Below are 21,201 nucleotides of genomic sequence, written 5' to 3' on the forward strand. Positions count from 1 at the left end.
ATGGAATATCATATTATGGTATTCCAAGCTTTGTGCAAGCACTTTGCCGTACCGGCTATCTGGCGAAGGTCTTCTTGCTGTTCAAAACTCAAGTTCGACTCGGAGTTTCAGGTCGATGTATAGCGGTAAAACAACTCGGTCGGCTCCCTCTCCCTCCGGGAGAGGGCTGCTTTACTCGGTGAACGGAATGCTCTCGACCACCTCAAGATCGTAGCCGGTCAAACCGGCATATTTCAGCGGCGGACCCAAGTGGCGCAGCTTGCCGACGCCCAGGTTCTGCAGAATCTGCGCCCCGGTGCCGACCTCCGAATAGATCCGCGATTGCGAGCGACTGAACTGCCGAGGCGGCTGAGTCAGTTGCGGAATGCGCTCCAGCAGCGCCTGGGAAGACTCATGGTTGGCCAGCACTACGACCACGCCATGCCCTTCGGCCGCGACCCGTTGCAACGCCGCCCACAACGTCCAGTTCGACGGCCCGCTGTACTCGGCACCCACCAGATCGCGCAGCGGATCGATCACATGCACGCGCACCAGCGTCGGTTCCTCACGGCGCAACTCGCCCATGACCATCGCCATGTGCACGCCACCCTCGATGCGATCTTCGAAGGTGATCAGGCGAAACGTGCCATGCACCGTCGGCAGTTCCCGCTCGCCGATGCGCTCAATGGTGTGTTCAGTGCTCAGGCGATAGTGGATCAGGTCGGCGATGGTGCCGATCTTGATCCCGTGCTTGCGGGCGAAGATTTCCAGATCCGGACGACGGGCCATGGTGCCGTCGTCGTTCATCACCTCGACGATCACCGAGGCCGGCGTGAACCCCGCCAGCCGCGCCAGATCACAACCGGCTTCGGTGTGGCCGGCACGGGTCAACACGCCACCTTCCTTGGCGCGTAGCGGAAAGATATGGCCGGGCTGCACCAGGTCTTCTGCGCGTGCGTTCGGCGCCACCGCAGCGGCCACCGTACAAGCGCGGTCGGCGGCGGAAATGCCGGTAGTCACGCCGACCGCTGCTTCGATGGAGACCGTGAACGCGGTGCTGAACACGCTGCCATTGCTCGGCACCATTTGCTCCAGTCCCAGGCGCTGGCAATGATCGTCAGTCAACGTCAGGCAGATCAGCCCCCGAGCCTCGCGGGCCATGAAACTGATCGCCTCGGGCGTGCAACGGTCGGCGGCCAGCAGCAGGTCGCCTTCGTTTTCCCGATCCTCGTCATCGACCAGCAACACCATTTTGCCGAGGCGATAATCTTCGATGATTTCTTCGATGCTGTTGAAGGCCATGCTGGACTCTCGATGTAAATGAAATTCGTGGTATACCATAATACAAAATCAACCAAGAGGTCACTATGAAGGCGTACTGGATTGCACACGTGGACATCACCGATCCCGATCACTACAGCCAATACACCCAGCGCGCGCCGAAAGCGTTCGCCGAGTTCGGCGCGAAGTTTTTAGCCAGAGGCGGGCGCAGCGAAGCGATGGAAGGACGGACGACGCCGCAGCGCAGCGTGGTGATCGAGTTCGACAGCTACGAGCAGGCGGTGGCGTGCTATCGCTCGGCGGCGTATCAGGAAGCGAAGAGCTATCGCGAGGAGTGGGCGAGGGCGGAGATCGTTATTGTGGAAGGGGTGGCGCCGTAACGTCTTGCTTGTAAACCCGCAGGAACTACAGAATCGAACGTGGCCGCGATCTTTTGATTTTTTTCTGGATCAGGAGATCGCCCGCCGGACGGAATTTAATGCCTGCGGTTATGCACGATGTGCTCTAAGGGAATATTGATGCGCGAGACAAAAGGGATGTTTGCAGGTAAGCGAGTAGGTCTCTGGCTAGTGGCTGCTCTATTGGTAAATGCAGTCTTTCTGGCTTTTCTGATTTTCGGAAACAGTGCGAAGGGATGCGATCTGGAGATGATTAAAACCAAAGAACCCCTGCTGATCGAAGGGCAAGGTGGCGATGACAATTACTATGTCCTGCCGATGGGGACAACGCTATATCACGATAAAAGCTTTCCTGAAGGGCACGATCGTTATGTTGTGTATCTGAATCACAAAGGTGCCATTGCCCACGAAGAAATCCCGATGAAGCCTGAATATGGCGGTTCTTTTATTGATCCTCTTTGGCTCTCCAATATTGATGCCGATACCTTGAAGGACATTTTCAAACGTTTCCCGCTCTCCAAGAAAGACATCTTCGCTGCTCTCAAAGCCAATGAAATCACCAAAGATGATTTGGCGGATATCATTCGTGCGATGCCGGATTGAGTGAGCAACTGTCGAGGACCCGGATCCAGCTCTGCATCTCTGGCAAGTGACGTTTAATCAGCGCATGAAATGAATTTTGCCGCTGTCGTCATTGCCCATGTACATGCCATACACCCCGGCCTGGCGTTCCTCGATGTAGCGTTCGAGGATCTGCCGGATCGCCGGGTAGTAGATCTGCTCCCACGGGATGTCTTCGGGGGCGAAGAATTTGCAGGCGAGGGTTTCCGGGCCGTACTCGCCGGTGATCTCCAGCGCTAGGGCGCGGAAGATGATGTAGACCTCGCTGATCTTCGGCACGCTGAAGATCGAGTACGGCGAGACGATTTCCGCGCGTACGCCGCTTTCTTCCCAGACTTCGCGCAGGGCGGCCTGCTCGGTGGTTTCGCCGCTTTCCATGAAACCGGCGGGCAGGGTCCAGGTGCCGGGACGCGGGGGAATCGCCCGTTGGCACAAGAGGTATTTGCCGTCCTGTTCGATGATGCAGCCGGCGATGATTTTCGGGTTCACATAGTGGATGTAGCCGCAGCCGCGGCACATCAGGCGCTCGTGCGTATCGCCCGGCGGCACCTGCTGACCGAGGTCAGCGCCACCGCATTTCGGGCAAAAGCTCGGGCTGAACATGTCAGTGACCTATGCGCGGTTCTTTCAGCGCGATGGGCAGGGTGATCGGCGGAGTGCTCTTGAGATCGGTGCCGGTCTCTTCCTGCTTGCGCTTGAGGTAATCGAGGGCCACGGCAGCCGCGGCGCGAACGTGATCGACGCACGCCTGATGCGCCGCCAGCGGATCGCCGCTCTTGATCGCCTCGACCATTTTTTCCATCTCGTGATTACTGGCGCCGCGACGATTTTCCTGGGACACCGAGGTCGCCCGCAGGTAGCTGATACGCGCCTGTAACTGACGCAGCTGAGTGGCCGCAACATGGTTGCCGGAACCTTCCAGCAGCACGTCGTAGAAACCCTGCACCGAGTCGATCACCTGCTGCAACTCTCCGTCCTTGAGTGCCTTGCGGTTCTCGTCGAGGGCTTTTTCCAGGGCCTTGATGTCCTTGGCCTTGGCGCGCAGGGTGAACAGCTGGACGATCAGGCCTTCGAGCACGCAGCGCAGTTCATAGATGTCGACGGCATCGGCGAGGGTGATGATCGCCACGCGCGGCCCCTTGGCGTCGGCGAATTCCACCAGGCCTTCGGATTCCAGGTGACGCAAGGCTTCACGCACCGACGTACGGCTCACGCCCAGGCGATCGCACAGATCGCGCTCCACCAGGCGATCGCCCGGCAGCAGCTGGAAGTTCATGATGGCGCTTCGCAGTTTATCCAGCACGATTTCGCGCAGGGTGACGGGGTTGCGATTGACCTTGAAGCTGTCGTCGAGTGGCAGGCGTTTCATGGGGTCCGCTCTTTAAGGTGGCTGTCCATGCCAGACGGGCATCAAAACAGCCGAGGGGTTAACTGGAGGCCTCGGCGTCGGCTTCGGCGAAGGCTTCACGGGCGAGCCGGAAACTGTCCACGGCTGCCGGGACGCCGCAATAAATACCGACCTGAAGCAGAATTTCGCGTATTTGCTCACGACTCAGGCCGTTACGCAAGGCGCCGCGCACATGCAGTTTCAGTTCGTGCGGACGGTTGAGCGCCGAGATCATCGCCAGGTTGATCATGCTGCGCTCCTTGAGCGACAGGCCTTCACGTCCCCAGACGTGGCCCCAGCAGTATTCGGTGACCATTTCCTGCAGCGGGCGGGTGAAGTCGTCGGCGTTCTCGATCGAGCGCTGCACATAGGCTTCGCCCAGCACCTGGGTGCGGATCTTCAGGCCCTTTTCGTACTTCTCGTTACTCATAAATCCTCCAATCACCACAATTCCCTTGTGGGAGCGGGCTTGCTCGCGAATGCGGTAGCTCATTCAACATAGGTGTCGGCTGACACGACGCCTTCGCGAGCAAGCCCGCTCCCACAGTGGAATTTGTGTGAATCTGTCAGGCCAAGGTCGGCAATGCGCCGAGCTTGCCCTTGTGATAGATCATCGGCGTCACCGGCTGCTCCGGCAGGATCAGGTTCTTCACTGCGCCAACGATGATCGCGTGATCGCCACCGTCGTATTCGCGCCACAGTTCGCACTCGATGATCGCCGTGGCCTTGGCGAGGATCGGGTTACCGAGCTCGCTCAAATGCCACTCGATGCCGTTGGCCTTGTCCTTGCCTTTGCCGGCGAAGGCATAGGCCTCGGCGGTCTGGTCGGCGGACAGCAAATGAATCGCGAACTTCTTGCTGTCGCGCAGTACCGGGTAAGTGTCGGAGGCGTAGTTGGGACAGAACAGCACCAGCGCCGGATCAATCGACAGCGCACTGAAGGCGCTGGCGGTGATGCCGACGATGCCGCCGTCCGGGTCGAGGGTGGTGACCACCGTGACCCCGGACGGAAACGAGCTCATGACGTCTTTGTAAATGCCGGGTTCGATCATGTCGCAGGACTCCTAACGCATCACAAACGGATCAGGCATCGGCGCCTGGGAGAGGTTGATCCACACCGTTTTCAGTTCGGTGTAGGCCAGCACCGAATCGATGCCGCTTTCGCGTCCATAGCCACTGTTCTTGAAGCCGCCGATCGGTGCCATTGCCGACACCGCGCGGTAAGTGTTGACCCAGATAATCCCCGAGCGCACGTCCCGGGCCAGGCGATGGGCACGACCCAGATCGCGGGTCCAGATGCCGGCAGCGAGGCCGAACTGCGAGTCGTTGGCAATCGCCAGCGCTTCGGCTTCGTCCTTGAAACGGATCACCGAGGCCACCGGACCAAAGACTTCTTCCTGCATGATCTTCATCGAGTTGCGATCGCATTCGAACAGCGTCGGTTCGTAGAACCAGCCGTCACCCACGCCACTCGGACGCTTGCCACCCAGACGCAGGCGTGCACCTTCGGCAATCGCATCAGCCACCAGACCCTCCACCACCGCCAGTTGCTGCGCGGTAGCCATCGGGCCCATTTCGCTGTTGTCGTCTTGCGGATTGCCGATGCGGATGCGCTGGGCGCGTTCCACCAGTCGGCTGACGAACTCGTCGTAGATTTCGTCCTGCACCAGCAGTCGCGAACCGGATACGCAGCTCTGCCCGGATGCGGCATAGATCCCGGCGATGGCGCCGTTGATCGCGCTGTCGAGATCGGCGTCGGCGAAGATGATGTTCGGTGACTTGCCGCCCAGTTCCAGCGACAGCTTGGCGAAGTTCTCGGCGCTGCTGCGCACCACATGCCGGGCCGTGGCCGCGCCGCCGGTGAAGGCGATCTTGCGGACCAGCGGATGACGGGTGAGGGCGGCGCCAGTGCTCGGGCCGTAGCCGGTGACGACGTTGACCACCCCCGGCGGAATCCCGGCTTCGAGGGCCAGGCGCGCCAGCTCCAGAATGGTCGCCGAGGCATGCTCGGACGGTTTGATCACGATGGTGTTGCCCGCCGCCAGCGCCGGCGCCAGTTTGATCGCGGTCAGGTAAAGCGGGCTGTTCCAGGGAATGATCGCGGCGACCACGCCCATGGCTTCGTGCACGGTGTAGGCGAACAGATCGGGCTTATCCAGCGGCAGGGTGCCGCCTTCGAGCTTGTCGGCGAGGCCGGCGGTGTAGTGGAAGAACTCCGGCAGATAACCCACCTGACCGCGGGTTTCGCGGATCAGTTTGCCGTTGTCGCGGCTTTCCAGCTGCGCCAGTTGTTCCTTGTTTTCAGCGATCAGGTCACCGAGACGACGCAGCAGTTTGCCGCGCGCGGTGGCGGTCAAACCACGCCATGCCGGGCTGTCGAAGGCGGTCTGTGCGGCTTGCACGGCGCGTTCGACGTCGGCCTCATCTGCGTCGGGCAATTCGGCCCAGGGTTCGGCCAGCGCCGGGTTGAGGCTTTCGAAAGTCTTGCCGGAGAGGGCGTCGACCCATTCTCCGCCGATGCACATCTGGAAGCGTGCGAGCGTCATGCAACGATCCCCTTTATATGGTTTTGTCGGGCGTATGCGGTGTCGAGAAATTCCAGCAGCGTCTGGTTTACCAGCCGTGGCGACTCTACCGGCATCATATGCCGTTGCTCGGGCAGCACGGCAACCTTCGCGCCGGGAATGCGCGCGGCCAGTTGCTCGGCCATTTCCGGGGTCGATCCGGGGTCCAGCTCGCCGGTGGCGATCAGCGTCGGCGCCTGGATGCTGCCCAGGTCGTCGGCACGGTACATGTCCTGGGTGGCGAACAGTTCGTAGGTGGTCAGATAGCCTTGCGGATCATTGCCAGCCAGGGTCTGGCGGATCGCAGCGATCTGCGCCGGGTTGGCCGCCTGATATTCACGGCTGAACCAGCGCGACAGCGCCGCTTCGGCATTCGCGTCCGGCCCGTGTTCGGCAGCCTGCGCGGTACGGGCGATGACCCCGGCGCGCTGTTCTTCGCTGCGGTTGAACACGCTATTGAGCACCACCAGGCTTTTCAGGCGTTCCGGGTAATGCAGGGCAAACGCCCGCGCCACCAGACCGCCCATGGAAAAACCGATCACCGACGCCTCGGGCAATTGCAGGTGGTCAAGCAGCTCCAGCAACTGATCAGCGTAACCGAGCAGGGCGGTACCGCTGGCCGGTCGCGGGCTGGCGCCATGGCCGAGCATGTCGTAGGCGATCACCCGGTATTGCGTGGCCAGGCCAACGATCTGGCCGCCCCACATTTCTTTGTTCAGGCCTACGCCGTGGATCAACACCACGGGTTGGCCAACGCCTGTCGCCAGATAACTGGTGCCGGCCGGGGTGAGTTCAGCGGTGAGCCGAATCATGGAGCGCTCCTGCAATGCCTTTTTTATTGTGGTTACTGGGCTTTTTCGGCGGCCAGTTCTTCCAGATCGATGTAGCGGTTGCCGATGCGCGGGTGCAGGCGACCACCGTCGGCGCAACCGAGCACCACGACGATTTCGTCGGCGCGCGGGGCGTCTTCGATCTGCATTTCCAGGGTGATGTAGTGCGAGCGCAGGCCTTCGTCATCCTTGTGCATCATCGGAATCTGAATCGAAGTGCCCGGACCGCCGCGCTTGTTGGTGAAGCTCAGGTAGCTCTTGGCCTTGACCGCTTCGCGGTAGTGGTTGCCGAAGCGCAGGGTGTGGATCACCGCCGACGCGTGCTCGATTTCGCCATCGGCACCGACGACCGCGGCTTTGCCGTAAGCCTCGATCTTCTCGGCGCCGCCGATGATCCCCACCAGACGCTCGACCATCATCGCGCCGAGATCCGAACAATTGGCGCGGATCTGCGGCTTGAGGTCTTCGACAAACCCATTGCCGACCCACGGGTTCTTCATCACGACGGCCAGGCCGACCATGGTCACCGGGGTGTCGGACGCCTTGCCGCCTTCAATGAAGGTCTCTTCGACATAGCTGACGATCTTGCGAATTTCGAAACTCATGAGCTGCTCCGTAGGGGATAAAGAGTGTCTGTGCGTCTGATGGTATACCATAATACCGATCGTGCAAGTCCCCCTCGCAAGAATCCCCGCCATCAGTCGGACGAATGCCCGCGCATTCAGCCGCCGCTGTAGTCCCTTTCGGTTAACAAAAGATAACGTTGCGCCGATTGTCAGACGTTTCGAATGCCCGATAGGATGAGCCAGCTTCCGAAGGGGCTCTGGACAGCGGGTTTCAGGACTATGCTTGTGACCAGGCAGTCACCGTGAGCACCCTTGCGGCGCCCTTAAGGTCCATGACCAACAATAATAAACAGGGGAAGGTCTATGAGTCGTTGCCGCCCGCCGGCGTTACGCAACACCGCGTTGCTGGCCACAGCACTCTCTCTGCTGGGCTTTGCCACATTGTCGGCGCCGGTTCTCGCCGCCGGAGCGCCAGCCGACGTGGTCTATTCCACCGAATCGGCCAAGGCCTCGAAAAGCCTGATGCTCGATGTCGTTCACGCCGGAACCCGCCTGGTGGCGGTCGGGGATCGTGGGCACATTCTCTATTCCGACGACCAGGGCAAGACCTGGACCCAGGCCAAGGTGCCGAGCCGCCAGTTGCTGACCGCCGTGTATTTCGTCGATGACAAGCACGGCTGGGCCGTCGGCCACGACGCGCAGATCCTCGCCAGCGAAGACGGCGGCCTGACCTGGACCAAACAGTTCGAAGACCTCAAGCGCGAATCGCCGCTGCTCGACGTCTGGTTCAAGGACGTCAACAGCGGCCTGGCGGTGGGTGCCTACGGCGCGCTGCTGGAAACCACCGATGGCGGCAAGCACTGGGAAGACGTCAGTGATCGCCTCGACAACGAAGACCAGTTCCACCTAAACGCCATCGGCGCGGTAAAAGACGCCGGTCTGTTCATCGTTGGCGAGTCGGGCAGCATGTTCCGCTCCGCCGACTGGGGCCAGACCTGGGAAAAACTCGAAGGCCCGTACGAAGGCTCGCTGTTCGGCGTGATCGGTACGGCGCAGCCGCAAACCCTGCTGGCCTACGGTCTGCGGGGCAACCTTTACCGCTCCACCGATTTCGGCAGCACCTGGGAACAGGTCGAACTGAAAGCCGCGCGCGGTTCGCTGGAGTTCGGCCTGTCCGGTGCCACACTGCTTGCGGACGGCTCCATCGTCATCGTCGGCAACGGCGGCTCGGTGGTCAGCAGCAGCGACAACGGCGAAACCTTCAGCGTGTTCAACCGTCCGGATCGCATCTCGCTGTCGTCGGTCACCGCCGCCGGCAACGGCAATCTGATCCTGAGCGGGCAGGGTGGCGTCCGGGTCACTTCGCCGAACGGCGCCGAGCTGGGCAAATGAGCCGAATCAATAATAAGAAGGCGGGGCTATGACTTCCTTGAGCACTCATCATCAGGACAAGGCGACGTTTCTCGAGCGCCTGATCTTCAACAACCGCCCGGCAGTGATCGTGATCTGCCTGCTGGTCAGCATTTTCCTGTTCTGGCAGGCCACGCTGATCCGTCCGTCCACCAGTTTCGAAAAGATGATCCCGCTCAAGCATCCGTTCATTGAAAAAATGATGGAGCACCGCAACGATCTGGCGAACCTGGGCAACACCGTGCGCATTTCGGTGGAAGCGAAGGACGGCGACATCTTCTCCAGGGAGTACATGGAGACCCTGCGCCAGATCAACGACGAGGTGTTCTACATCTCCGGCGTCGACCGTTCCGGCCTCAAGTCGCTGTGGAGCCCGAGCGTGCGCTGGACCGAAGTGACCGAGGAAGGTTTTGCCGGCGGCGAAGTGATCCCGCAAAGCTACAACGGCTCCCAGGACAGCCTCGATCTGCTGCGCAACAACGTGCTCAAGTCCGGTCAGGTCGGGCGTCTGGTGGCCAACGACTTCAAGTCGAGTATTGTCGACATCCCGCTGCTGGAGTCCTACCCGGACCCGCAGGACCAAGGCAAGTTGCTGGCGCTGGACTATCGCCAGTTCTCCCATGAGCTCGAAGACAAGATCCGCAACAAGTTCGAAGCGCAGAACCCCAACGTCAAGATCCACATCGTCGGTTTCGCCAAGAAGGTCGGTGACCTGATCGACGGCCTGGTGATGGTGGTGATGTTCTTCGGCATCGCCTTCGTCATCACCCTGATCCTGCTGTTGTGGTTCACCAACTGCCTGCGCAGCACCGTGGCGGTGTTGAGCACCACGCTGGTGGCGGTGGTCTGGCAACTCGGGTTGATGCACTTCTTCGGGTTCGGCCTCGATCCGTATTCGATGCTGGTGCCGTTCCTGATCTTCGCCATCGGCATTTCCCACGGCGTGCAGAAAATCAACGGTATCGCCCTGCAATCCGGTGAGGCGGACAACGCGTTGACGGCCGCACGGCGGACCTTCCGTCAGTTGTTCCTGCCGGGGATGATCGCGATTCTGGCGGACGCCGTCGGCTTCATCACACTGCTGATCATCGACATCGGGGTGATCCGCGAGCTGGCTATCGGCGCTTCCATCGGCGTGGCGGTGATCGTGTTCACCAACCTGATCCTGCTGCCGGTGGCGATTTCCTATGTCGGCATCAGCAAGCGCGCCATTGCCAAGAGCAAGAAGGACGCGCACCGCGAACATCCGTTCTGGCGCCTGCTGTCGAACTTCGCCAACCCGAAAGTCGCGCCGATCTCCATCGCTTTGGCGCTGGTCGCCTTCGGTGGCGGCCTCTGGTACAGCCAGAACCTGAAGATCGGCGACCTCGACCAGGGCGCGCCGGAACTGCGTCCGGACTCACGCTACAACAAGGACAACAACTTCATCATCAATAACTACTCGACCAGCTCCGATGTGCTGGTGGTGATGGTCAAGACCAAGTCCGAAGGCTGCTCGCGTTATGAAGCCATGGCGCCGATCGACGAGCTGATGTGGAAGATGCAGAACACCGAGGGCGTGCAGTCGGCGATCTCGCTGGTGACCGTGTCCAAGCAGATGATCAAGGGCATGAACGAGGGCAACCTGAAATGGGAAACCCTGTCGCGCAACCCGGACGTGCTGAACAACTCCATCGCCCGGGCCGACGGCCTGTACAACAACAGCTGCTCGCTGGCGCCGGTGTTGGTGTTCCTCAACGACCACAAGGCTGAAACCCTGGATCGGGCGGTGCATGCGGTGCAGGACTTCGCCAAGGAAAACAACAAGGAAGGCCTGGAATTCATCCTCGCTGCCGGTAACGCCGGCATCGAAGCGGCCACCAACGAGGTGATCAAGAAGTCCGAGCTGACCATCCTGATCCTGGTGTACATCTGCGTGGCGGTCATGTGCATGATCACCTTCCGCTCGTGGGCGGCGACCCTGTGCATCGTGCTGCCGCTGGTGCTGACCTCGGTGCTGGGCAACGCGCTGATGGCGTTCATGGGCATCGGCGTGAAAGTTGCGACGTTGCCGGTGGTGGCGCTGGGCGTGGGGATCGGCGTGGACTACGGCATCTACATCTACAGCCGTCTGGAAAGTTTCCTGCGTGCCGGTTTGCCGTTGCAGGAAGCCTATTACCAGACCCTGAAATCCACCGGTAAGGCGGTGCTGTTCACCGGCCTGTGCCTGGCCATTGGTGTATGCACCTGGATCTTCTCGGCGATCAAGTTCCAGGCCGACATGGGCCTGATGCTGACCTTCATGCTGCTGTGGAACATGTTCGGTGCGCTGTGGCTGCTGCCGGCACTGGCGAAGTTCCTGATCAAGCCGGAGAAACTGGCAGGGCAGAAGGGCAATTCGTTGTTTGCTCACTGATCCGTTTGGCTGAAATGAAAAAGCCGCAACCTTGAAGGGTTGCGGCTTTTTTATGGGGCAAGATCAAAAGCCCCTCACCCTAGCCCTCTCCCGGAGGGAGAGGGGACTGACCGCAATGTCTCGCGTGATACATCGACCTGAAAAACCGAGTCGATTATGGATTCAAAGCGGATCGTTCAAGTCGGCGTATCTCTCAAGTATCCCCCAATCGGTTCCCTCTCCCTCTGGGAGAGGGCTAGGGTGAGGGCAAGCGGTCTCAAGGCTTAAGAAAGATCCGCCCCCAGCACAACACTCAAGGCACTGCGCGCATCATCCAACTGCACCAACGTCGCATGCCGAGCCCCCAACGCATCACGATTCTCGATCGCCGTCAGAATCGCCTTATGCCGCGGCAACGCCAACTCATGCAGATTCGGCCGTTGATTGGAATGCTTCAATGCCTCGGCAATCGCCACCGCGAGCATGTTGCACAGGTTCGCCAGCAAATCGTTGTGCGTCGCATCGGCAATCCGGCTATGGAAATCCAGATCCGGCTGCAACAAGGCTTCCGGCGTCGGCGCGGCCTCCATGCGTTGATAGGCTTCGTTGATGGCGGCAATGTCGGCATCGGTCGCATGCTGGGCGGCGAGGGCGGCGGCGGCCGGTTCGATGATGCTGCGCACGCTGGTCAGGACGTTGAAGAACTCGTTCTGCGGGCTGCTTTGCATCAACCAGTGCAATACGTCCGGGTCGAGCATGTGCCATTCGCGGCGCGGCTTGACCACGGTGCCGACGCGGGGTTTGGAATACACCAGGCCCTTGGCGACCAGCACTCGCGTGGCTTCGCGCAACACCGGCCGGCTGACCGCGTACTCCTCGCAGAGCAGGGCTTCGGCGGGCAGTTTGTCGCAGGGCAGAAAACGTCCGGAAACAATCTGCATGCCCAGTTCCTGGACGATGCGCGAGTGCATGCTTTTACGGTCGGAAGGTTTGCGGTAATCCATAGGGAGTGGCGCGATCCTGAGCGATGGAGATGCCGCGCATCATAGCAGGCACGACACAATCTTGAGGTGGATACACAAAGCAAATGTGGGAGCTGGCTTGCCAGCGATAGCGGTGTATCAGTCAATATGAATATCAACTGACAGATCGCCATCGCCAGCAGGCTGGCTCCCACAAAAGGATGGCGGTTTTAGTGAGAATGGCGCGGGACTTCAGCCCCTCGGCAACCTACCAGGAAGTCGAAATCGCAACCCTGATCCGCCTGCAGCACATGGTCGATGTACAACTGACGATACCCACCCACCAACAGCTGCTGCGGCGGTTGCAGATCCGCCATGCGCGCCGCCAGTTCAGCGTCCGGAATGTCCAGATGCAAACGCCCGCTGGCGCAGTCCAGCTCGATCCAGTCGCCTTCCTTCACCGCCGCCAAAGGCCCGCCGGCCGCCGCTTCCGGAGCTACGTGCAAGACAACGGTGCCATACGCGGTGCCGCTCATCCGTGCGTCGGAGATGCGCACCATGTCGGTCACGCCCTGCGCCAGCAGCTTGGCCGGCAAACCCATGTTGCCGACTTCGGCCATGCCCGGATAACCCTTCGGCCCGCAGTTCTTCATCACCAGAATCGAGTCCGCATCGACGTCCAGTTCCGGGTCGTTGATCCGCGCCTTGTACATGTCGAAATTCTCGAACACCACCGCGCGCCCACGGTGTTGCATCAGTTCCGGCGTGGCGGCTGACGGCTTGAGCACCGCGCCCAGTGGCGCCAGGTTGCCGCGCAACACACAGATGCCGCCGTCGGCGCGGATCGGATTGTCGAGGGTGCGGATCACTTCGTCTTCACCGTAGATCGGTGCGTCCTTGGTGTTCTCGCCGATGGATTTGCCGTTGACGGTCAATGCATTTGGATTGGGAATCAGATTGGCCTCACCGAGGCGGCGCAGCACGGCCGGCAAACCGCCCGCGTAGTAGAACTCCTCCATCAGGAAACGCCCGGACGGTTGCAGGTCGACGATGGTCGGCATGCCGCGACCGATGCGCGTCCAGTCGTCCAGATCCAGCTCGACGCCGATGCGCCCGGCGATGGCTTTGAGGTGGATTACCGCGTTGGTCGAACCGCCAATGGCCGCGTTGACCCGGATCGCGTTTTCGAAGGCTTCCTTGGTCAGGATCTTCGACAGTTTCAGATCCTCACGAACCATCTCCACCGCACGCATGCCGGACATGTGCGCCAGCACATAGCGCCGCGCATCCACCGCCGGAATCGCCGCGTTGTGCGGCAGGGAAGTGCCGAGTGCTTCGGCCATGCAGGCCATGGTCGACGCGGTGCCCATGGTGTTGCAGGTGCCGGCCGAGCGGGACATGCCGCCCTCGGCCGCGAGGAAATCGTCAATCGTGATGGTGCCGGCCTTGACCTGTTCGCTGAGCTGCCAGACCACGGTGCCGGAGCCGATGTCCTTGCCCTTGTGCTTGCCGTTGAGCATCGGCCCGCCGGTGACGACGATCGCCGGTACGTCGCAACTGGCCGCGCCCATCAGCAGGGCCGGGGTGGTCTTGTCGCAACCGGTCAGCAGCACCACGCCGTCAATCGGATTGCCGCGAATCGCTTCCTCGACGTCCATGCTCGCCAGGTTGCGGGTGAGCATGGCGGTCGGGCGCAGGTTCGATTCGCCATTGGAGAACACCGGGAATTCCACCGGGAAGCCGCCAGCCTCGATCACCCCGCGTTTGACGTGTTCCGCGATCTGGCGGAAGTGCGCGTTGCACGGGGTCAGTTCCGACCAGGTGTTGCAGATGCCGATGATCGGCTTGCCGTGAAACTGATGGTCGGCGATGCCCTGATTCTTCATCCAGCTGCGGTACATGAAGCCGTTCTTGTCGGCCGTGCCAAACCATTGGGCGGAGCGCAGGGTGGGTTTCTTATCAGACATGATCGATTCTCTTATTGTAAGACTATTGTTTGCGAGCTTTGACTAAACATAAGCGCAAAATCACCGGTTTGGAAGTGTTGTTGCGTAATTAGTATTACTATATAGTCGATTTCGACGGAGGGACGGCCCTGGCGGTTTTCCGCGAGAGGCGTCCCCCGAGGTTCCATAAAAACAACAATCGGAGACCGATCTCATGAGCCAGGAACTGCGGCTTGTCCGGCGCATCACGTTGAAACTGATTCCCTTCCTGATCCTGCTGTACCTGATCGCCTATGTGGATCGCTCTGCCGTCGGCTTCGCCAAGCTGCACATGGGCGCCGACATCGGCATCGGCGATGCCGCCTACGGCCTTGGCGCCGGGCTGTTTTTCATCGGCTACTTTCTGTTTGAAATCCCCAGCAACCTGATGCTCGAACGCTTCGGCGCGCGGCGCTGGTTTGCGCGGATCATGATCACTTGGGGCGCGATCACCATCGGCATGGCCTTCGTTCAGGGCCCGCACAGTTTCTACGTGATGCGCTTTCTGCTCGGCGCGGCGGAGGCGGGTTTCTTTCCCGGCGTTCTTTACTACATCACCCAATGGTTCCCGGTGCGCCACCGCGGCAAGATCCTCGGGCTGTTCATCCTGTCCCAACCCATCGCGATGATGATCACCGGCCCCGTTTCGGGCGGTTTGCTGGGCATGGACGGCATCCTCGGCCTGCACGGCTGGCAGTGGTTGTTCATCGTTATCGGCACCCCGGCGATCCTGCTGACCTGGCCGGTATTGCACTGGCTGCCGGACGGCCCGCAGCAAGTGAAATGGATGGACCAGGCCGAGAAGGACTGGCTGACCGGCGAGCTGAAAAAGGACTTGCAGGAATACGGCCAGACCCGTCACGGCAATCCGCTGCATGCGCTGAAAGACAAACGCGTATTGCTGCTGGCGCTGTTCTACCTGCCGGTGACCCTGAGCATCTATGGCCTGGGCCTGTGGTTGCCGACCCTGATCAAACAGTTTGGCGGCAGTGATCTGGTCACCGGTTTCGTGTCCTCGGTGCCGTACATTTTCGGGATCATCGGCCTGCTGATCATTCCGCGCAGTTCCGACCGTTTGAACGACCGCTACGGCCATCTGGCGGTGCTCTATGTGCTGGGTGCCATGGGCCTGTTCCTCAGCGCCTGGCTGTCGTTGCCGGTGGCGCAACTGGCGGCGTTGTGTCTAGTGGCGTTTGCGTTGTTTTCCTGCACGGCGGTGTTCTGGACGCTGCCGGGCCGATTCTTTGCCGGTGCCAGCGCGGCGGCCGGGATCGCCTTGATCAACTCGGTGGGCAACCTCGGCGGTTACATCGGCCCGTTCGTGATCGGCGCGCTGAAGGAATACACCGGCAACCTCGCTTCGGGCCTGTACTTCCTGTCCGGGGTGATGGTGTTCGGGCTGATTCTGACGGGCGTCGTTTATCGCTTGCTGGAGCGCAAGCATGTGCTGCCAGTCGAGCAATTTGCAGCGAGCGCACGCGGTGCGACGCGCACCTGAATGATCAACACTGGCCCCTGTGGGAGCGCTGTGTTTTTGAGGGAATAGGAGAGGATTTATGCATCTGGTTCAATTCGAATTGAGTAACGGCGAGCGCCGTGTCGGGGTGGTCGAGGACGGTCTGGTGCGTGAAGTGCAGGATGCGCGCACGGTTCGTGATCTTGCCCTGGCGGCAATCGAGGCCGGCAACACGCTCGCGCAGCAAGTGCAGACCCTCGGCCTGGGCATCAGCCATGATTACGCCGAGTTGCTGGCCCAACTGCGGATCCTGCCGCCACTGGATCACCCGGACCCGGCGCACTTGCTGGTCAGCGGCACCGGCCTCACGCACCTCGGCAGCGCGTCGGCCCGGGACAAGATGCACCAGCAGGCCGGCGACGAAGCGGCGATGACCGACACCATGCGCATCTTCAAGTGGGGGGTGGAGGGTGGAAAACCGGCGGCGGGGCAGGCCGGGGTGCAGCCGGAATGGTTCTACAAGGGCGACGGCAGCATCGTTGTGCGTCCCGGTCAGCCGTTCCCGCTGCCGCCGTTTGCCGAAGACGCCGGCGAGGAGCCGGAGATGGCCGGCCTCTACATCATCGGCCACGACGGCAGGCCGTATCGCCTCGGGTTTGCGGTGGGCAACGAGTTCTCCGATCACGTCATGGAACGCAAGAATTACCTGTACCTGGCCCACTCCAAGCTGCGCAGTTGCAGCTACGGCCCGGAACTTCGCACGGGTGAATTGCCTCAACACCTGGCGGGCACCAGTCGCATCCTGCGCGACGGCGAAGTGCTGTGGCAGAACGAGTTCCTCAGCGGCGAGGCCAACATGTGCCACAGTCTGGCGAACCTCGAATACCACCACTTCAAGTACCGCCAGTTCCTGCGTCCTGGCGACGTGCACATTCACTTTTTCGGCACCGCGACCCTGTCGTTCGCCGATGGCATCCGCACTCAGCCCGGCGACGTCTTCGAGATCAGCCAGGCTGAATTCGGCGCACCGCTGGTCAACGGCATCGCCCCGGTTGCAGCGGCATTCGAACCGGACAGCATCGGCACCCTTTAAGGAGATCCCATGACTCAGATTCTCGGTCACAACTACATCGGCGGTCGTCGCAGCGCGGCGGGCAACGTCAAGCTGCAAAGCGTCGACGCCACCACGGGCGAAGCACTGCCCCACGATTTCATTCAGGCCACGGAAGCGGAAGTCGACGCCGCCGCCAAGGCCGCTGCGGCGGCGTATCCGGCGTATCGCAGCCTCAGCGCCGAACGCCGTGCGCAGTTTCTCGATGCGATTGCCGATGAGCTGGACGCACTGGGTGATGATTTCGTCGCCGTGGTCTGTCGCGAAACCGCGCTGCCGGCCGGGCGGATTCAAGGCGAAAGAGGGCGCACCAGCGGCCAGATGCGCTTGTTCGCCAAAGTCCTGCGGCGCGGTGATTTCTACGGTGCACGCATCGACCTGCCATTGCCGGATCGTCAGCCGTTGCCGCGTCCGGATCTGCGTCAGTACCGTATCGGCCTGGGGCCGGTGGCGGTGTTCGGCGCCAGCAATTTTCCGCTGGCGTTCTCCACTGCTGGCGGCGATACCGCGTCGGCGCTGGCGGCCGGTTGCCCGGTGGTGTTCAAGGCTCACAGCGGTCATATGGCCACGGCCGAATTGGTTGCCGACGCGTTGATCCGTGCAGCAGAAAAAACCGCTATGCCGGCCGGCGTGTTCAACATGATCTACGGCGGTGGCGTCGGCGAATGGCTGGTCAAGCATCCTGCGATTCTGGCCGTGGGTTTCACCGGCTCGCTGCGCGGTGGACGGGCGCTGTGTGACATGGCCGCCGCGCGCCCTCAACCGATTCCGGTGTTCGCCGAGATGTCGAGCATCAACCCGGTGATCGTGTTGCCCGAGGCCCTGGCCGTGCGCTCGGAAACCGTTGCTCGCGATCTCACCGCGTCGGTGGTGCAGGGCTGCGGTCAGTTCTGTACCAACCCGGGCCTGGTGATCGGCATCCGTTCGCCACAGTTCACCGCATTCGTTGAGCAAGTCGCGGCGCTGATCGGTGATCAACCGGCGCAAACCATGCTCAATGCCGGCACCCTCGGCAGCTACGGCAAAGGCCTGGAAAAACTCCTGGCGCACGCCGGCATCGAGCATCTGGCGGGCAATCCGCAGCAGGGCAATCAGGCGCAGCCGCAGTTGTTCAAGGCCGATGTCAGCCTGCTGGTCGATGGCGATGAAGTGCTGCAGGAAGAAGTGTTCGGCCCGACCACGGTGATCGTTGAAGTGGCCGACAAGGCGCAGTTGAGCGCGGCGTTGCAGGGCCTGCACGGGCAACTGACGGCGACCATCATCGGCGAGCAGACGGATTTCGAGCGCTTCCCGGAGCTGACGCCGTTGCTGGAACAGAAGGTCGGACGGATCCTGCTCAATGGTTATCCGACCGGTGTCGAAGTGTGCGATTCGATGGTGCACGGCGGGCCTTATCCGGCGACCTCCGATGCCCGCGGCACTTCGGTGGGCACGCTGGCGATCGATCGATTCCTGCGTCCGGTGTGCTTCCAGAACTACCCCGACAGTCTGCTGCCGGAACCGCTGAAAAACGCCAACCCGTTGCGCATACAGCGGCTGGTCGATGGCAAGCCATCGCGCGATGCCCTCTAACCGCCGAACCCAGTCAATGGGGGGAGCGAGCCTGCTCGCGATCGTCAGGCGACATGTATGTCGACTGATGCACCGCTATCGCGAGCAGGCTCGCTCCCACAGGCAGGCTCAGCAGCTGCTTTGAGCTATCATTGCCCCTTTCCCCCTGAAAGACATGATTGCCATGACTGCCGTAACCGACACCCTTCTCAACGCCCTCGAACACTGCGGTATGGTCGAAATCGACGGCCTGCACGCTTTCGAATTCGCCCTCGACGAAGACGACAACCTGCACATCGAATGCATCGATGGCCGGGCAGCCAAGCATTGGGAGTTCACCCCGGCGCAGGTGGCAGCGGCGACGTTTGATCAAGATTTGCAGAGTTGGCTGATCGTCGGTTTTGCCAGCGACACCAAAACCGTTGGCGAGCACCGCTTGGTGTGCCTCGGTGATGTACTGAGCAGCGCCGACGACGAGGAAGAAACCGAATGAACATGCGTAAATTCTGGCCATTGCTGATGGCCGGCAGCGTCGGCGCGATGGGCCTTTCCAGCGCCTCGGCCGAGAGCTTCCAGTTTTTGGTGGGCTCCTACACCGCCGATACCAGCGAAGGCATCTACCGGATGAGCTTCGACAGCGCCACCGGCCAGATCGACACCAAACCACTGCAAGTGATCAAGAGCGAAAACCCGTCATGGCTGACCCTGTCGAAGGATCAGCGCCGGCTGTTCGTGGTCAACGAAAACGGTCCTGGCCAGAAAGACCCGGTCGGTCGCGTCAGCAGTTATTCCATCGATCCGAAGACCCATGCCCTGACCCTGATCAATCAGGTCCAGAGCCTGGGCAACGAGCCGACCCATTCCAGCCTCAGCGGCGACGCCAGCCATCTGTTTGTCAGCAACTATTCGGTGATGGAAGATCCGGGCGGCACCCTCGCGGTATTGCCGGTGGGCAGCGACGGCAAGCTCAAACCGGTGGTGCAGATGAGCGCGCACCCGGCAAGCCGGATCAATCTCGAGCGTCAGGCCTCGAACCACGTGCACTCGACGGTTTCCTCGCCGGACGGTCGTTATGTGTTCTCCAATGACCTGGGCGCGGACAAGGTCTTTGTCTACCTGTTCGATCCCAAGGCCAACCCGGACTTGCCATTGACGCCGGCGATGACCGCTTCTGTGCCTTTGCCCGCGGGCAGCGGCCCGCGTCATCTGTTGTTCAGCGCCGACGGCAAACACGCCTGGCTGACCATGGAAATGAGCGCCCAGGTTGCGGTGTTCGATTACCACGACGGCGTGCTGACCCAGACGCAACTGGTCGATTTGGCGGCCGGTCAACCGACCTCGGACAAGGCTGCCGCCGCGTTGCACACGTCCGCCGACGGCAAATTCCTCTATGTCAGCAACCGTGGCACGGCCAATCAGCTGCTGGTGTTCGCGATTGATCCGGCGTCCGGTCAGCTCAAAGAGTTGCAGCGACGTTCGGTGGAAGGCGATCACCCCCGTGAGTTCAGCCTCGACCCAAGCGGCAAATTCCTGCTGATCGCCAATCAGAAGAGCAATCAGATTGTCGTGGTCGAGCGCGACAGCAAGACCGGTCTGCTGGGCAAAACCGTACAAAAACTGCCGATGGACGCCCCGAGCGATATCAAGTTCCTCATGCGTCAATAAGCCGCAGGCCCCGTTCTACGGGGCCTGAAGCTATGTATTAATCCTGCTGATAACAGGTAATGTTGCAAAGCATTTCAAGCGATCAACCCTCGAGCGTTAAGTTTGCTCCACGGCCCAACCGGGCAAGCAAGCCAACTGAACACGAGGGTTACCGCCATGAACTTCAATCTCTTCTCCGTAATTGCCGCTTCCGCCATCTCCGCCACCGTGGCTCTGCCAGCCAGTGCCAACGTTGAAATCAGCGACAAAAAATCCCACACCCAGAGCTACACCCAGAAATACCTGCAACAAAGCGCCAACTTCTACGCCGCGCTGGATCACAAAGCTCAACACTGAAATTTCCGTTACGCCCTGGAACTGCCCAAGGCTGCGATCCTTTGATCTTGTTTCTCAAAAAGCAAAATCAAAAGATCGCAGCCTTGGGCAGTTTTTTGCCTGCGCAACGACCAACGATAGCTATTTTCAAACGACGAGATAGATCGGCTAAATAATCAACGAAGCTGATGGTTACTATGGAAAACCCTGAGTGGATACCCCGGCTTTTTTGATCGATTCTGTGGACCTCGAAACATTGTCCACGGAGCACACATCATGGCCAGTTCAATCATCACTTCCGCCAAACGCGGCGCCTACGTGGCCATCGGTCTGTACCTGGTCATGGTGCTGTTTGTCAGTCTGGCGTCGCAGTCGCAACACAGCTTCGAAGCACCGATCGACGTTGCACATCCCGGCATCCAGTTCGAACTTCGCTCGCAAAACGCAGCGGTCGGTTCAGCTGAACTCACGGGAGTCGGCGGAGCATGAAAGGCTACAGACTCTGGGTCATTGCCGGACTGGCGTTCATGACCAACGGCGCTTCCCTGTTGGGATTCGGCCAAGGCTCGGTCGGCGGGCTGGCCCGGGCCATAGAGGCCAACCACAACATCGCGCACAACATCGAACGGGCCAATGCGCTGGGGCTGCTGGCCGGCAATCCGCCAGCGAAAACCGCCAGCGGTTTTCTCGGCCCGTTCGAAGTGGATTGCTCGGCCATCGGCATGTGTGAAGTGTTGGCGTAACGC

The 21,201-nt window shown here is 60.9% G+C and carries 22 protein-coding genes; 12 read left to right on the top strand and 10 right to left on the bottom strand.

Annotated elements, in window-relative coordinates:
* Positions 1 to 171 precede the first annotated feature (171 nt).
* Positions 172 to 1,281, bottom strand: a complete 1,110-nt coding sequence (gene ribBA, locus CAF76_RS22390; RefSeq protein ID WP_085648430.1) for a bifunctional 3,4-dihydroxy-2-butanone-4-phosphate synthase/GTP cyclohydrolase II — start codon at positions 1,279 to 1,281, stop codon at positions 172 to 174.
* A 65-nt stretch (positions 1,282 to 1,346) separates the two neighbouring features.
* Here ribBA and CAF76_RS22395 point away from each other — a divergent pair, with 65 nt between their 5' ends.
* Positions 1,347 to 1,640 (top strand): DUF1330 domain-containing protein, encoded by a 294-nt coding sequence (locus tag CAF76_RS22395; RefSeq protein WP_085648431.1) that lies wholly within the window; start codon positions 1,347 to 1,349, stop codon positions 1,638 to 1,640.
* A gap of 138 nt (positions 1,641 to 1,778) precedes the next feature.
* Positions 1,779 to 2,261, top strand: coding sequence for a hypothetical protein (locus CAF76_RS22400; RefSeq protein ID WP_085648432.1), 483 nt, complete (start codon positions 1,779 to 1,781; stop codon positions 2,259 to 2,261).
* A gap of 57 nt (positions 2,262 to 2,318) precedes the next feature.
* Here the strand turns inward: CAF76_RS22400 and CAF76_RS22405 are convergent, their stop codons facing one another.
* The 7 genes from CAF76_RS22405 to CAF76_RS22435 form a co-directional block, all read right to left on the bottom strand.
* On the bottom strand, positions 2,319 to 2,882 hold the full coding sequence (locus tag CAF76_RS22405; protein ID WP_011334615.1) for an NUDIX hydrolase: 564 nt from the start codon (positions 2,880 to 2,882) through the stop codon (positions 2,319 to 2,321).
* Position 2,883: 1 nt separating this feature from the next.
* A complete protein-coding gene (locus CAF76_RS22410; protein ID WP_007957403.1) occupies positions 2,884 to 3,648 on the bottom strand; it encodes a GntR family transcriptional regulator in 765 nt (254 codons plus the stop codon).
* A gap of 58 nt (positions 3,649 to 3,706) precedes the next feature.
* Entirely contained in the window at positions 3,707 to 4,096 is a 390-nt protein-coding gene (locus CAF76_RS22415; RefSeq protein ID WP_007968634.1) for a carboxymuconolactone decarboxylase family protein, read from the bottom strand.
* A 136-nt stretch (positions 4,097 to 4,232) separates the two neighbouring features.
* On the bottom strand, positions 4,233 to 4,718 hold the full coding sequence (locus CAF76_RS22420) for a flavin reductase family protein (RefSeq protein ID WP_085610543.1): 486 nt from the start codon (positions 4,716 to 4,718) through the stop codon (positions 4,233 to 4,235).
* Between the two features lie 12 nt (positions 4,719 to 4,730).
* Positions 4,731 to 6,212, bottom strand: coding sequence for an aldehyde dehydrogenase (locus tag CAF76_RS22425; RefSeq protein ID WP_085648433.1), 1,482 nt, complete (start codon positions 6,210 to 6,212; stop codon positions 4,731 to 4,733).
* Positions 6,209 to 7,042: an alpha/beta fold hydrolase gene (locus CAF76_RS22430; RefSeq protein ID WP_085610541.1), complete on the bottom strand. Its 834-nt coding sequence runs from the start codon at positions 7,040 to 7,042 to the stop codon at positions 6,209 to 6,211. The genes CAF76_RS22425 and CAF76_RS22430 overlap by 4 nt, the downstream gene beginning before the upstream one ends.
* A 32-nt stretch (positions 7,043 to 7,074) precedes the next feature.
* Entirely contained in the window at positions 7,075 to 7,665 is a 591-nt protein-coding gene (locus CAF76_RS22435) for an amino acid synthesis family protein (RefSeq protein ID WP_007957412.1), read from the bottom strand.
* A gap of 324 nt (positions 7,666 to 7,989) precedes the next feature.
* Between CAF76_RS22435 and CAF76_RS22440 the strand changes: the two genes are divergently transcribed.
* Together CAF76_RS22440 and CAF76_RS22445 are read left to right on the top strand one after the other, a co-directional pair.
* Entirely contained in the window at positions 7,990 to 9,018 is a 1,029-nt protein-coding gene (locus CAF76_RS22440) for a YCF48-related protein (protein ID WP_085648434.1), read from the top strand.
* A gap of 28 nt (positions 9,019 to 9,046) precedes the next feature.
* On the top strand, positions 9,047 to 11,431 hold the full coding sequence (locus CAF76_RS22445) for an RND family transporter (RefSeq protein WP_085648435.1): 2,385 nt from the start codon (positions 9,047 to 9,049) through the stop codon (positions 11,429 to 11,431).
* 263 nt (positions 11,432 to 11,694) lie between these two features.
* Here the strand turns inward: CAF76_RS22445 and CAF76_RS22450 are convergent, their stop codons facing one another.
* The gene (locus CAF76_RS22450) at positions 11,695 to 12,414 is read right to left on the bottom strand and encodes a FadR/GntR family transcriptional regulator (RefSeq protein WP_085648436.1); all 720 of its coding nucleotides are present in this window, start codon (positions 12,412 to 12,414) and stop codon (positions 11,695 to 11,697) included.
* A gap of 188 nt (positions 12,415 to 12,602) precedes the next feature.
* Positions 12,603 to 14,339 carry an IlvD/Edd family dehydratase gene (locus CAF76_RS22455; protein WP_064380416.1) on the bottom strand — a complete coding sequence of 579 codons (1,737 nt, stop codon included), beginning with the start codon at positions 14,337 to 14,339 and terminating at the stop codon, positions 12,603 to 12,605.
* Positions 14,340 to 14,532: 193 nt separating this feature from the next.
* On the opposite strand from CAF76_RS22455, the gene CAF76_RS22460 reads away from it, so the two are divergent.
* From CAF76_RS22460 to CAF76_RS22495, 8 genes are all read left to right on the top strand, one after another.
* The gene (locus CAF76_RS22460) at positions 14,533 to 15,855 is read left to right on the top strand and encodes an MFS transporter (protein WP_085648437.1); all 1,323 of its coding nucleotides are present in this window, start codon (positions 14,533 to 14,535) and stop codon (positions 15,853 to 15,855) included.
* Between the two features lie 58 nt (positions 15,856 to 15,913).
* Positions 15,914 to 16,906, top strand: coding sequence for an AraD1 family protein (gene araD1 / locus CAF76_RS22465; protein WP_085648438.1), 993 nt, complete (start codon positions 15,914 to 15,916; stop codon positions 16,904 to 16,906).
* A 9-nt stretch (positions 16,907 to 16,915) separates the two neighbouring features.
* Positions 16,916 to 18,496, top strand: a complete 1,581-nt coding sequence (locus tag CAF76_RS22470; protein WP_085648439.1) for an aldehyde dehydrogenase (NADP(+)) — start codon at positions 16,916 to 16,918, stop codon at positions 18,494 to 18,496.
* Between the two features lie 163 nt (positions 18,497 to 18,659).
* Positions 18,660 to 18,968 carry a DUF5629 family protein gene (locus tag CAF76_RS22475; RefSeq protein WP_085648467.1) on the top strand — a complete coding sequence of 103 codons (309 nt, stop codon included), beginning with the start codon at positions 18,660 to 18,662 and terminating at the stop codon, positions 18,966 to 18,968.
* Positions 18,965 to 20,140, top strand: a complete 1,176-nt coding sequence (locus CAF76_RS22480) for a lactonase family protein (RefSeq protein ID WP_085648440.1) — start codon at positions 18,965 to 18,967, stop codon at positions 20,138 to 20,140. Before CAF76_RS22475 ends, CAF76_RS22480 begins: the two co-directional genes overlap by 4 nt.
* Positions 20,141 to 20,296: 156 nt before the next feature.
* Positions 20,297 to 20,476: a hypothetical protein gene (locus CAF76_RS22485; protein WP_007941320.1), complete on the top strand. Its 180-nt coding sequence runs from the start codon at positions 20,297 to 20,299 to the stop codon at positions 20,474 to 20,476.
* Positions 20,477 to 20,731: 255 nt separating this feature from the next.
* Complete coding sequence (locus CAF76_RS22490) at positions 20,732 to 20,944, top strand: hypothetical protein (protein WP_085648441.1); 213 nt, start codon at positions 20,732 to 20,734, stop codon at positions 20,942 to 20,944.
* Positions 20,941 to 21,198 (top strand): hypothetical protein, encoded by a 258-nt coding sequence (locus CAF76_RS22495; protein ID WP_039766855.1) that lies wholly within the window; start codon positions 20,941 to 20,943, stop codon positions 21,196 to 21,198. Before CAF76_RS22490 ends, CAF76_RS22495 begins: the two co-directional genes overlap by 4 nt.
* Positions 21,199 to 21,201 lie beyond the last annotated feature (3 nt).

This window comes from Pseudomonas sp. B40(2017), from assembly GCF_002112855.1.
Lineage (GTDB): Bacteria > Pseudomonadota > Gammaproteobacteria > Pseudomonadales > Pseudomonadaceae > Aquipseudomonas > Aquipseudomonas pharyngis.